The organism is Pseudomonadota bacterium, from assembly GCA_039028155.1.
In the GTDB taxonomy this organism is placed as follows: domain Bacteria; phylum Pseudomonadota; class Alphaproteobacteria; order SP197; family SP197; genus JANQGO01.
In genome coordinates, this window is the sequence record JBCCIS010000035.1 from 19,586 (window position 1) to 31,885 (window position 12,300).

Below are 12,300 nucleotides of genomic sequence, written 5' to 3' on the forward strand. Positions count from 1 at the left end.
TCGTCACGCCACCACCGCCTCAATGTCGATCGGGTCGGCCCGGACGCCGGCGCGACGGAACGCGTCGGGGCCGTCGGCGCCTGGTTCGAGCGTCGAAAAATAGAGCTCAACCGTGTGACCGTCGGGGTCCAGCATATAGATGCCATAAGCAACGCCGTGATCGGCGGTCCCGGTCACCTCGACGCCGCGTTCCTTCAGCCGCCGGTAAGCTGCCTTGTAGTCGTCGAGGGAACCGTCAAACTCGAAGGCCAGGTGGTTGAGGTCCTGTGGCTCGCCGCCAGACGCATCCTGTTTCTCGAACAGAGCGAGATCATGGTCGCGCGTGCCAAATGACAGGAAATTCGCCCGAAATCCCTCTGCAACACCCACGAGGTCCATGTCGAAGAGATCGCGATACCAAGCGGTCGATGCATCGAGATCGCGGACGTAGAGGACGATGTGGGCCAATTGCTTGATCTTCATGGTTTTCTTCCTCTCCCCTGGATTGCGACAGCATAACCCCTCACCTTGGGTACGCCGCAAGAAGGGGGTGACATCGGCCCCTGATCTCTGTATCTACCCTGCCCCATGACCTCGACTGGCCGCCATACCGCGTACTTTTGGTACTTTGGCTATCCGACGCCCCTGGCGCCGGCAGAGGATCGTTCGGCTTAAATTCAAGCAGCAGCCGATCTCCCCGAACCGCCGCCAGGGTCCTTGGCGGCGTTTTTTGTGGCCGCCGGCACCCCAACACCCCGGAGCCATACGATGAAAACCGCCACCCAGTTGACCGACGACCTTCGCATCGAGCGCCTCGATACGCTGAGCACGCCCGCCGAGGTGATCGAGGAAGCGCCGTCCAACCCGGCCATCGCGCACACGGTGGATGGCGCCCACCGGGCGATCCACAGGATCCTGCATGGCGAGGACGACCGCCTGGTCGTCGTCATCGGCCCGTGTTCGATCCACGATCCCAAAGCGGCGATGGAGTACGCCAACCGCCTGATCGCCGAGCGCCGGCGCCATGCCGAGGATCTGGAGATCCTGATGCGCGTCTATTTCGAGAAGCCGCGCACCACGGTCGGCTGGAAGGGGCTGATCAACGATCCGCGCCTCGACGACAGCTTCCAGATCAACGAGGGCCTGCGCCTGGCGCGCCGCCTGCTGCTCGACGTCAATTCGCTCGGCCTGCCCGCGGCCTGCGAGTTTCTGGACGTCATGACGCCGCAATACATCGCCGACCTCGTCGCCTGGGGCGCGATCGGCGCGCGCACGACCGAAAGCCAGGTGCACCGCGAGATGGCGTCGGGCCTCTCCTGCCCGGTCGGCTTCAAGAACGGCACCAACGGTGACGTGAAGATCGCCGCCGACGCCGTCCAGGCGGCCACCAACCCGCATCACTTCCTGGCGATCACCAAGGAGGGCCGCGCCTCCATCGCGACAACCACTGGCAACGCCGACGCGCACGTCGTGCTGCGCGGTGGTGCGGCGCCCAACTATGACGCCGCCGGTATCGAGGCCGCCGCCACGCAATTGGTCAAGGCCGGCTTGCGGGAGGCCATCATGGTCGACGCCAGCCACGGCAATTCCGGCAAGGACCACACCAGGCAGCCCGGCGTCATCGCCGACATCGCGGGCCAACTCGCTGGCGGCGAGAAACGTATCATCGGCGTCATGATCGAAAGCCACCTGGTCGCCGGCCGCCAGGACATGAAACCGGGCGAGCCGCTCACCTACGGCCAGTCGATCACCGATGCCTGCATGGATTGGGAAACCTCGGTCGCGGTGCTGGACGACCTGGCGGCGGGCGTGCGCGCGCGGCGGGAGGCGTAGGCGCCGACCCCACCACGCCCTCTCACCCAGCTCCGGCTAGGACGCTGCCGCGCCCAAACCTGCGCAACCCTCTCCCCCACCGAAGCGGGGGCGAGGGGACGTGGCGACGGTCCTTCTTCCCCTCTCCCGTGAACGCGAGAGGGAGGGTGAGGGTCGGCCGGCCGCATCGACGACACCAGTCATGCCTTAGCCGCCCGCGTACTTCTCCAGGAACGCGCTCATACGCGCGTAGGCGTCATCGGCCGCGACCGGGTCATACGTCATACCCTGGATCGGCGGGCCGTCCAGCAGTTCTTCCAGGTCGAAGCCGTGGCTGGCGCCGGGATAGACGACGAGACCGTATTCGTGATCCAGCTTGCGTGGCATGAACATGGCGATGCAGCGTTGTGCGGGTGTCCAGACATCCGCGTCGCCGATCATGATCAGAAGCGGCGAGTCCAGGTCCAGCATGCTTGGCGCGCAACCGGGATAGATGGCAATTGCCGCGGCGAACGGACGCTGCCGGTCCGGCTGTTCGCTCTTGATGCTCTCGATCGCGGCCAGCACGGCCGAGCCGCCATGGGACCAGCCGATGATGGCGATGGCGTCCGGGTCGACATAGTCGAGACCCTCCAGGAACGTCTTGCCTGCATGGGCGTCGCGCGCGCGGATCGCCGGGCTGGCGACGGCGCGGTGCTCGCGGCACACCCCGTCGATGCCGCGCGGCCCGTAACTGTCGATCCTCAGCGCGACGTAGCCCAGCGCGCCAAAAAACCGCTCCGCCCACGCCGCGGTCGGATAGGTCCCGCCGCAGCCGTTCAACAGCACCACCGCCGGGAACGGCCCCTCGCCCGCGGGTCGCGCCAGTGCCGCCGACAGCACCGTCGTCTCGCCGGAGAACTCGGTCATCGGAAACTGGACGGTCTCGATCTCCGCACGCGCGTCGGGCACGAACGTCATCAGCAGACACAACGCCACAAGCGATCTACCGATCGCGGCGCCCGTCGTCCAACCATGTCGCGCTTTCGCCATGCCCCAGGCTCGGCTTATGTGGGGCTTTCCGCAAGCTTCTTCAGTCGCGCGAGATCCCGGTCCGGCTGATGCCAGATCAAAAGCCCGATGACCGACGAGGCGGCGAACGCCGCGATCAGCACGAACGCCGCGTCGAAACTGCCGGTCGCGTCCAGCGCGAAACCGGTCAGCGCCGGGGCAAGGAAACCGGAAATCGCCAGGCCGCTGTTCATCACACCCATGCATGTGCCGGCCGCGCGCGGCACGATGTCGGCGATCACGGCGTAGAAGACGGGGTTGGCGCCCAAGCCGGCCGCCACGGCAACCGTCATGCAGGCCAGGGCCACGGGCAGGCTGTCGGCAAAAAGCAGGGGCAGGACCGCAATCGCGATCAACGCGTGCGACCCGGCCATCAGGTAACTCCGCGCAACCCGGGTGCGCCCGGTCCTAACCAGCAGCCGGTCAGACCAACGCCCGACGAGATAAAGCGATACCGCGGCGGCGGCCCACGGCAGCGACGCCAGCCAGCCGATTTGCGTGAGATCCAGGTGATAGGTCGTGCGCAGAAAGTCCGGCAACCAGGTCATGACGAAGAACAACAGATAGCCGAAGACGAAGTAGGACCAATAGCCCGCCAGCAAGGTCGGCGTCGTCAGGATGATGCGCCAGTCAGCGCGCGACAGACCGCTGTTACCGGCGGGCGTGGCCTGCGCCTCACGGCCCTCGGCGATGTGGTCCCGCTCGGCGCCGTTCACGAAGCGCGACTGCGATGGAAAGTCGCGTCCCAGAAGATACCAGGCCGGCAGCCATGCCAGACCCGCCGCCGCCAGAATGAAGAACATTACCCGCCAGCCGAACGCGGTGATCAGATACGTCACCAAAGGCGCGCCGACGGCAAGCGCGACCGGGATCGCGACCAGCGCGATCGCGACGGCGGTCGCCCGTTCGTGCGGCGGCAGCCACCGCTCGACGATGCGCGAGTGCGCCGGGAACGACGGCCCTTCCGCCAGGCCCAGGACCATGCGCGCAAAATAGAGCATCAGAAAACCGGTCGCCACGCCTGTCCAGCCGATGGCGAGCGACCACAGCACGACGGCGATCAGAAACGTCACGCGCGCGCCGAAACGGTCGGCGACATAACCGCCTGGAAAGGTGGTGATGAGATAACCGATGCCGAAGGCGCCGAGGACCAGACCCAGCTCGGATGCCGACAGATCGAACTCCGCGCTGATCAGGTGGGCGGCGAACGCGATCGCCGAGCGATCGACATAGTTGACAGTATTGATCGCGAAGAGCAGCAGAATGATCGTCCAGCGGAACCGGCTGGCCGATGCGGACGCCGCGTTCACGACACGGTCCGGAGGAGCGTACACATGGCTGGGTTCGATGCCGCCAAAATCAACCTGCTTTGGGCAGCCTGCCGTTGATGGCGTAGTCCAGAATCTGCACGACCTGTTCGGGCTCCTCGGCGACGGCCAGCGCGGCGGCGTCAACCTCCTTCAGCGCGTGTTGATGTTCGGACGGATGCAAGACGATCAGGGGTTTGCCCAGCGCCGCCGCGTAACCGGCGTCGAATGCCGCGTTCCACTGTTTGTACTTCTCTCCGAAGCGCACCACGACCAGATCCGCGTCACCGATCATGGTGCGCGTGCGCAGCGCGTTCACCTTCGCACCCTTGTGATCGTGCCAGAACGCATCGTTCTCGGCGCCCAGGATGCGCACGCCGCAATCATCCGACGAATCGTGATCGGTCACCGGACTGGTCAGCCTGACCGGCAGGTCGGCCGCCTTCACCGCGGCGGCGATGCGCTCGCGCCAATCAGTGTGGATTTCACCCGACAGATAGACATTCCAGGTTTGGCTCATTGTGCGGATCCTCTTCCTTTCGTTCGCGCGCGCCCTTTATCGCGGCTGGCGGGTGGCGTCGCAATAGCGTGATTCGCCGTGGAATGAACAACCGAACTCGCCGGTCAGACAACCCAGGATCTGGTTCTGGCCGGGATCGGCAACATGGTAGTGATAGCCAAGCACGTCGTTATGGTGTCCGCGGCAGGCGTCCAGGCCCTGCGGCTCGCGCCCATTGGCATCCAGTTCGGCGAACAGCGCGTAGCCGTCCATGGCGATACCCAGCATCGGCGCATGGCCGTCTTCGACCGCGACCTCTTTCAGACAATCGGTCACGGCGTGGATGTGATAGCCGGCGTTCAGGTTCACATGACCGCCGCAGTCGTCGAACGGCGCCAGCGTGTGGGCCGAAAGAATCGCGTCGAGCGGCGCCGGCTTGTCCAGCCGCACGCCGTTGAAGGCAAGGCCGGCCCCCGGCCCGCCCAGCGGTGCGGGTTCGGATGCCTTGACCGGCTCGACGGGGATCACGACCGTGATCGTGAAATCGTCGGGCAGATAGGTAATCTCGCATTCCACGCAGTGGTTGTAGAGATCGGGGTCAACATCCGGGCGCGCCGCCGCCGCGCACGTCTCCCGCGTGTCGGTCACCTTGATGTCGCCAGTCGCGGGGTCGTAGAGCTGCCAGGTATCGTCGTCGTAGAACGTGGCGAGGTTGGCGATGAACGCGCCGTCGGCGTCATAGACGACACCCTGGTCGAGCCAGATGCCCGAGAGCTCCGGCCCGTCGGCGATGTTGCGCGGACACCACGGCCCCACGTCGTACCCGGTCGGGTACTTGCCGACAGTGATCGAGACGCAGGTCGTCTCGGTACCGCCCGACAACGTGCAGTCGACCAAGCCGGGTTCGCCGATGATCGCGCCCGGCTCGAAATGCGCCGTCAACCGTTCGATGATCTCGTCATGCTGGGACTGCGCCTGCGCGACGTCATGCGCCAGGGCGCCGCCGCCGGTCATGACTCCGACAAGAACCGCAAGCGCGCCCGCTACGCCAAACCGCATTGTCACACCCCCCGCCGGTCCACAGGATTGGGAGCGTACCATGTCGGGCGCACGTTGTGGCGGCGTCGCAACCCGGCGGCCCCGTGCTAGAGCAGCCCGGTGGTTAGAGCGGATAATCGCGCCCAGGATCGATGCCGGCGCTTTCCAGGAACTTTCTGATCTGCTGCACGTGGGCAGGCTTCAGCGAGTGGCTGTCGTGGGCGATCTCGACGAAGTGGCCGCTGAGATGCAGGCCGACCCGCCCGCCATGGCGTTGGTCGATTTCACCACCCAGCTCTTTGATGACCGACTCCACCGCGCGGGGCGCAATATTGGCGCTGACAGGATGGGCGAAGAGCGCGTGAAGAACTTTGCGATGTCTGTGGTTCATGGGTCCTTCGGCATTGTGTTGCTTTGACGTGCCGCCAGGGATGTACGACCTGGCGCCGGCACATGCAAAGCTTATTGCCGCCAGGCATCGCGTAATCACCGGTTTTCATGGCCTTGGCGCGAAGTCCGGGCATGATTGGCCGGACGGGCGGCAAACCGTGATCCATTGACACGGCGACCGGTCGTAGCAACTTGAAGCGGGAGGGCCATCAACGCGGAGACGGGCGGGATGATGCACGGCATGACGCAACAGGATTGGACGGTTCAGACCCTGCTCGCCGACATGGCCGGACGCGGCGATCATGCGGCGGTCATGGCGTTCCACGGTGGCGAGGTGACCACGGTCTCCTACGCCGCCTTGGCCGCCGACGCCCTGGCTTTCGCCCGCGGCCTGCGACACGCCGGCGCGCAATCCGGCGAGCGTGTGCTGCTGATCGGACCCAACGGCGCCGACCTGATCGCCGCGCGCCTGGCGCTTGGCGCTGCCGGCCTTATCAGCATGTCGGTCGATGATCTGTCACCGCCGACAGACATCCAGGTTCTGGCCGCCGCCGCGCCGCCCGACTGGGTGATCGGCGCCGCCAAGCATCTGGACACGTTAAGGCCGCTTGCGCCCGCCGGCCGCCTGGTGTGCCTTGATGCCGACGATCAAGACGGCGCGCCGTCCTGGCGCACGTTGCTGGCCGAGACCGGCGACCTGCCGCCGGTCGATCCGGCGGCGCCGACGGCGCTGTTGCAGACGTCCGGCACCACCGGCGCGCCCAAGCTCTTCAACCTTAATCACCGCCATATCGGCGCCAATGTGCTGGCGATCGCCGCCGAGGGCCTGATTTCCCAGGACGACCGTCTCGTCCTGCCGTTGCCGCTGCATCACGCCTATCCCCAAGTGGTCGGCCTGTTGACGCCGCTTGCCGCCGGCGCCGTGATCGTGCTGCCGGAATCCGTCACCGGCCCGTCGCTTGTCGAAGCGCTCAAGGGCAGCGAGGCGAGCGGGCTGATCGGCGTGCCGCGGCTTTATGACGCCATCATCTCCGCCATCGAGCAGAACGTCGCGGCCAAGGGCGGATTGGCGCGCACCGTCTTCAACACCATGATGTCGGCATCGATCGCCGCGCAGCGTCATCTCGGCATCAAGCTCGGCCGCGTCCTCTTCCGGCCGCTGCGCGGGCGCCTGTCGGCCAATCTCCGGCTGCTGGTCTCCGGCGGCGCCAAGCTCGATCCGCTGCTGACCTGGAAGCTGGCGGCGATCGGCTTCAACGTGCATTCCGGCTACGGCCTCGCCGAGACCGCCTCGACCACAACCGGCAACCTGCCCGGCCGCGACCGCCTGGGCAGCGAGGGCCGGCCGTTCCAGGGTGCGGAGGTCAGGATCTTCGAACCCAACGAGGAAGGCATCGGCGAGGTCCAGTTGCGCGGCCCCAACGTGTTCGACGGATATGTCGATCCGGAGGCCAACAAAACCGCGTTCACCGAGGACGGCTGGTACCGCACCGGCGATACCGGCTATCTGGACGCCGACAAGTTCCTTTTCATCACCGGGCGCATCAAGGAAGCGATCGTGCTCGGCGGTGGCAAGAAGGTAAGTCCGGAGGATCTTGAGAGAGTCTATGGCGAAAGCGCGCTGATCGCCGAGATCGCGGTCCTGGAGAAACAAGGCGGACTGGTCGCCCTTGTGCGCCCGGACGAGGCGGAGATCGCCAAGGGCAGCCACGCGAAACCCGATGACGCCATCCGCATCACGTTAAGCCAGGCGGGCGAGACGCTCGCGCCCTATCAGCGCCTGGCCGGCTACGCGCTGACCCGCGATGAGCTGCCGCGCACGCGGCTCGGAAAGTACCGCCGCTTTATGCTGCCCGAGCTCTATGACGAAGCCAAACGCGGCCCGGCGCGTCGCGCGGCATCCGCCGAGCCGGTCGTCGAGCCGCAATTCGACGACCCGCGCGACGCTGCGACCTGGCAGGTGCTGCGCGATCATTGCCGCGACCAGTTGCGCGGGCTCGACGACCACCTGGCGCTTGACCTTGGCATCGACTCGCTTGCCTGGATCACGCTTTCGCTGGAGATCCAGCAGAAGATCGGCGTCGATCTGAGCGACACCGACACTGCGCAACTGATCACCGTTCAGCATCTGCTGGATGCGGTGCGCGAAGCACCCGACGCCGCGCCCGCCTCCGGCGCCGAGGTCGCGGCCCGCTGGCTGCGTCCGCCCGCGCCACTTTACCGTACGCTAGCCGGCCTGCTCTATGGCGCCAACCGGCTGCTGATGCGCATGGTGTTCCAGCTCAAGGTCACGGGCACCGAACACCTGCCGGCCGCCGGCCCCTTCGTCATCGCCTGCAATCACTTGAGCGATCTCGATCCCCTGGTGGTCGCCGCCGCCCTGCCCGGCGCCACGCGCCGCCAAACGCGCTGGGGCGCGGAGATCACCCGGCTGTTCGAAGGACCGCGCTGGGACGCGCTCTATCTGGGCCTGCGTCTGTTTCCGATGTCGGACGTGCAGCCGGCCCAGGGTCTGGCCTGCGCCCGCGCGACGCTGGACAATGGCGACGTGCTCGTCTGGTTTCCGGAGTCCTGGCGCAGCCCCGACGGCAACTTGCAGGCTTTCCAGCCCGGTATCGGCCACCTGCTCGCCGGCACCGAAGTGCCGGTCGTGCCTGCCTGCATCAGGGGCACGTTCGAAGCCCTGCCCCGCACCCGGCGCTGGCCACGCCCCCATGCCGTCGCCATCCGCTTCGGCGCGCCGGTCATGCCGGGCGACCTGGCCACGCGTGGCGAGGGCAGCACCGATATCGAACGTGTCGTCAACGCGCTGCGCCCAGTGGTCGCCGAGGTCTGCACGACCGTCTAGAGCGGCACGATCGCGCGTCAGCGATGACGCTCATCGGGCGTGCGTGCGCGCCACGCAATGCCGTCATTGTCCTCACCCAGATTGGGCGCCGCCTTATCGGCCTCCGGCGCCGCGCCCTCAACCCGGAACGGCGAGCGCAAGGCGGTCAGATCGCCCTCGGTGGGATGGTCGTGATCGACGAAGAAGCCGACATCGCGCAGGTGCGCGTCGTCTTCCAGATCGGCCAGACCCTGGACCGGCGCGCAGGGCACATCGAGCTCGCGCAGAACCTTCAGCCACGCCTCGCTGGTCCGCTCCGGCATGACGTCGGCCACGACCTCATAGAGTTCGCCGACCCGTTGGCTGCGTTCGACCATATCCAGGACCCATTCGGCCTCGGCCAGATCGCTTCGGCCGATATGATTCAGGAACCGTGTCCACTGTCCGGCGCTATAGGGCACGACGCAGATGAACCCATCCTTTGTCTTGTAGGGCCGACGGTGGGGCGACAGCAGCCGCTCATACCCAATGCCGCCCAGCGGCGGCTGGAACGTCCGTCCGGCGAGTTGTTCGACCATCAGGAACGACACCATGCTCTCGAACATCGGCGCTTCGATCAGGCAGCCCTTGCCCGTCGTGCGCTGGTGGATGGCGCCGGCCAAGACGGCGAGCGCCAGATGCAGGCCGCTTACCTTGTCGCCGACGATGGTCGAGAGAAAGCGCGGCTCGCCCTTGTCGTTGGTGTTGAGCGCGGCAAGACCCGACACTGCCTGGATGACATCGTCATAGGCCGGCCAGTCGGCGTAGGGCCCGTCGCTGCCGAAACCGGGCGCGGCGCAACAGACGAGCCTGGGATAACGCTTGGTGAGATCGGCATAGTCCAGGCCCAGCCGCGCCGCCGCCGGCATGCGCATGTTGTGGACCAGAACATCAGCGTCCTCCAGCAGCCCCGCTAGAACCGCCCTACCCTCATCCGTCTTCAGATCAATCGTCACCGAGCGCTTGTTGCGGTTGAGGTTCAGATACCCCGCGCCCATGGTCTCCGAATGGCCTGGCCTGACGTAACGATAGATGTCGCCGCCGGGCGGCTCGACCTTGATGACATCGGCGCCTAGGCCACCCAGAAGCTGTGTCGCATAGGGTCCCAGCACGACGGCCGTCAGGTCGATGACGCGAAGGCCGTGTAAGAGATCAAACATCCAGACAGCGCTCCTTTATTCCAACCCGCCATCGTTGGCGGCGCGCCACCTTAGCCTGGAACCCGGCCGATCGTGAAAAGGAGGAGAACCGCCTTCAGCGTTTGATGATGACCTCGCGGCTCAGGTTCGAAAACCGCTCGCAGCCGGCCTCCGTCACGACGATCGATTCGGAGAACCCGATGCCGAACTCCCGGTACTTCAAGCACAAGGGCGGCATGTGAAAGGTCATACCCGGAACCAGCGGGCGATGCTCCTCCTGGCGCAGCGAGATGATCTCGCCCTCGCCCCAGTCGGGCGGATAGCTGACGCCGATCAAATAGCCCAGCCGATTGCGGTGATAGTCGCCGAAGCCGGCCTTCTGCGTTACCGCGCGCGCGGCGGTGTCGGCCTCGTGCGGCGTCGCGCCCGGTTTGATCGTCTCAAGTGCAGCCTCGACCGCGCCGATGCAGGCCTCGGCCGCGCGCACCCATTCGTCCTTTGGATTGCCGACGAAGATGGTGCGCATCAACGCCGCCGTATAGCGGTGCTTCGACGCCGAGATCTCGAAATACATCAGGTCGTCATCGGCGAGCCGGTTGGCACCGCCGGTCTGATGCGGCAGGCACGAACGCTCGCCGGCCAGGATGAACGGCGGCAAGCCCATGTATTCGCCGCCGTTCTCGAACAACGTCTTGTTGACGACGGCATTGATATCGTCGCCGCTGGCGCCCGGCTTGGTCGCGTCCCAGCCCGCCTGCATCGCCAGATCGACCAGGTGCGCCGACTTGCGCATCACCGCGATCTCCTCATCGGACTTCACCATGCGCGTGTCCCACAGGATCCCGGTCGCATCGACATAGGTGTTGTCCGGCAGATCGGCCAGCAGCGTCTCGTGCTCATCGACCGTATAGAAGAACCCGTGCTTTTCGACGCCGATACGTTTGCCGGCATCCAGACCCAGTTGACGCAGCACGTTGACCGTGACGCTGGGCGGATGGTCCCAGTCATAGACCTTGGCGATCTTGGTGCTCCAGGCGAACTCCGGCGAGTTGATCCATTCGAAGTCGCGGAGCAGGAACACGGGCTCGCCGTCCTTGGGCACGACGACGCAGTGGTACTTGTAATAGCCCGGCGTTTCGTAGCCGCTGAAATAGGTAATGTTCTCCGGGCCACGAACCAGCAACGCGTCCAGATCGTGTTTGGCCATCGCCGCGCGGATGACGTCATAGCGACGGACATACTCCTCCGGCGAAAACGCCAGACGGTCGTGCACGATCATCGGCAGCTCGTATCCGGACTCGGTCCGCCGCGTCGTCTTCTGGAACGTGACGTGTTCGGTGTGGTCGGCGACGTCGAAGATTTCGCGGTCGCTATCCAGGGCCATGGCAATACTCTCCGAGCGCTGTGTGACGCCGACATGCTAAGCGACGAACGCACAGCCGGGTACCGCCTTCATCGCACACTTACGTTTAGCGCTATCGACGTAAAGGGGCAGCGCCCGCTAAGCGCGCCGCTTGGCCTTTGGCGCTCCGGTCAGCGCCAGTACGGACGTCTTCAGTGTCGCCAGCAGCTCTTTTAGATGTGCCGGGTCTCTCGCCGATTTCTTGATCCCGTGGCCAGCCTGTTCAACAAAGTCGGCATATTGCGTGATGCTCAGCCCGACCTTTGTCAGCGCCGCCTTATGGGGCTTGAGCGCTTCCTCCAGCAACTCCCTGAAACGATCGCGCGCGCGCGCGATCTCGTCTTTGGCCGCGTCGTTGAAACCGCTGATGATGTCCTCGGCCTCCGGCGAGGCATGGGCCATCTTGTAGTGCTGGATGATCGTGTGCTCGAACAAGATGTCGAGCTTCTTTCCCAGATCCTCGGTGTCGGCCCAGGCGGCCCGCACCGCCGTCAAGGCGGTCTCGGCGAAGTACTCGATCGTCGCGCGCAGGACATCTTCCTTGCTGCGATAGGTGTTGTAGAGCGTCTGGCGCACAATGCCTGCCTCATCCGCGATGTCCTGCATGGTCGTGCGTTTGACGCCATAGCGTGAGATCACGCGGATCGCGGCCTCAACGATGTTGGTCTGTTTTTCGTCCATCGACTCGTCTTTTTCTTGCCGGGTCAGGGTTGACATTCCGCGCCGAATGTCAATTTAGACAAAGCGACGTTTTTTGTCGTGTTGTTGTATCCCTGGTCCGTCTCCGTCAACCCTCCACTCGCACGCCTCAACGCGAA

Annotated in this window: 11 protein-coding genes; 2 read left to right on the forward strand and 9 right to left on the reverse strand. The window is 65.5% G+C overall.

All coding sequences use genetic code 11. The features are described from left to right. Positions 1–3: 3 nt before the first annotated feature. A complete protein-coding gene (locus AAF563_17280; GenBank protein MEM7123037.1) occupies positions 4–462 on the reverse strand; it encodes a VOC family protein in 459 nt (152 codons plus the stop codon). Positions 463–747: 285 nt separating this feature from the next. On the opposite strand from AAF563_17280, the gene AAF563_17285 reads away from it, so the two are divergent. Continuing rightward, positions 748–1,812, forward strand: coding sequence for a 3-deoxy-7-phosphoheptulonate synthase (locus AAF563_17285; GenBank protein ID MEM7123038.1), 1,065 nt, complete (start codon positions 748–750; stop codon positions 1,810–1,812). A gap of 186 nt (positions 1,813–1,998) precedes the next feature. Here AAF563_17285 and AAF563_17290 read toward each other — a convergent pair whose 3' ends face one another. The 5 genes from AAF563_17290 to AAF563_17310 all read right to left on the reverse strand — a co-directional run bounded on the left by AAF563_17290 (position 1,999) and on the right by AAF563_17310 (position 6,076). Next, entirely contained in the window at positions 1,999–2,823 is an 825-nt protein-coding gene (locus AAF563_17290) for a dienelactone hydrolase family protein (protein MEM7123039.1), read from the reverse strand. Positions 2,824–2,837: 14 nt separating this feature from the next. Further along, positions 2,838–4,151, reverse strand: coding sequence for an MFS transporter (locus AAF563_17295; GenBank protein ID MEM7123040.1), 1,314 nt, complete (start codon positions 4,149–4,151; stop codon positions 2,838–2,840). A gap of 49 nt (positions 4,152–4,200) precedes the next feature. Then, the gene (locus AAF563_17300; protein MEM7123041.1) at positions 4,201–4,668 is read right to left on the reverse strand and encodes a YtoQ family protein; all 468 of its coding nucleotides are present in this window, start codon (positions 4,666–4,668) and stop codon (positions 4,201–4,203) included. Positions 4,669–4,704: 36 nt separating this feature from the next. Beyond that, positions 4,705–5,706: a YHYH protein gene (locus AAF563_17305; protein ID MEM7123042.1), complete on the reverse strand. Its 1,002-nt coding sequence runs from the start codon at positions 5,704–5,706 to the stop codon at positions 4,705–4,707. A 103-nt stretch (positions 5,707–5,809) separates the two neighbouring features. Beyond that, positions 5,810–6,076 (reverse strand): hypothetical protein, encoded by a 267-nt coding sequence (locus tag AAF563_17310; GenBank protein MEM7123043.1) that lies wholly within the window; start codon positions 6,074–6,076, stop codon positions 5,810–5,812. A gap of 240 nt (positions 6,077–6,316) precedes the next feature. Here AAF563_17310 and AAF563_17315 point away from each other — a divergent pair, with 240 nt between their 5' ends. Beyond that, on the forward strand, positions 6,317–8,923 hold the full coding sequence (locus AAF563_17315) for an AMP-binding protein (protein MEM7123044.1): 2,607 nt from the start codon (positions 6,317–6,319) through the stop codon (positions 8,921–8,923). 17 nt (positions 8,924–8,940) lie between these two features. Here the strand turns inward: AAF563_17315 and AAF563_17320 are convergent, their stop codons facing one another. From AAF563_17320 to AAF563_17330, 3 genes are all read right to left on the reverse strand, one after another. After that, positions 8,941–10,101 (reverse strand): CoA transferase, encoded by a 1,161-nt coding sequence (locus AAF563_17320; protein MEM7123045.1) that lies wholly within the window; start codon positions 10,099–10,101, stop codon positions 8,941–8,943. 94 nt (positions 10,102–10,195) lie between these two features. After that, positions 10,196–11,464 (reverse strand): Xaa-Pro peptidase family protein, encoded by a 1,269-nt coding sequence (locus AAF563_17325; protein ID MEM7123046.1) that lies wholly within the window; start codon positions 11,462–11,464, stop codon positions 10,196–10,198. A gap of 117 nt (positions 11,465–11,581) precedes the next feature. Beyond that, a complete protein-coding gene (locus tag AAF563_17330) occupies positions 11,582–12,163 on the reverse strand; it encodes a TetR/AcrR family transcriptional regulator (protein ID MEM7123047.1) in 582 nt (193 codons plus the stop codon). Positions 12,164–12,300: the final 137 nt, after the last annotated feature.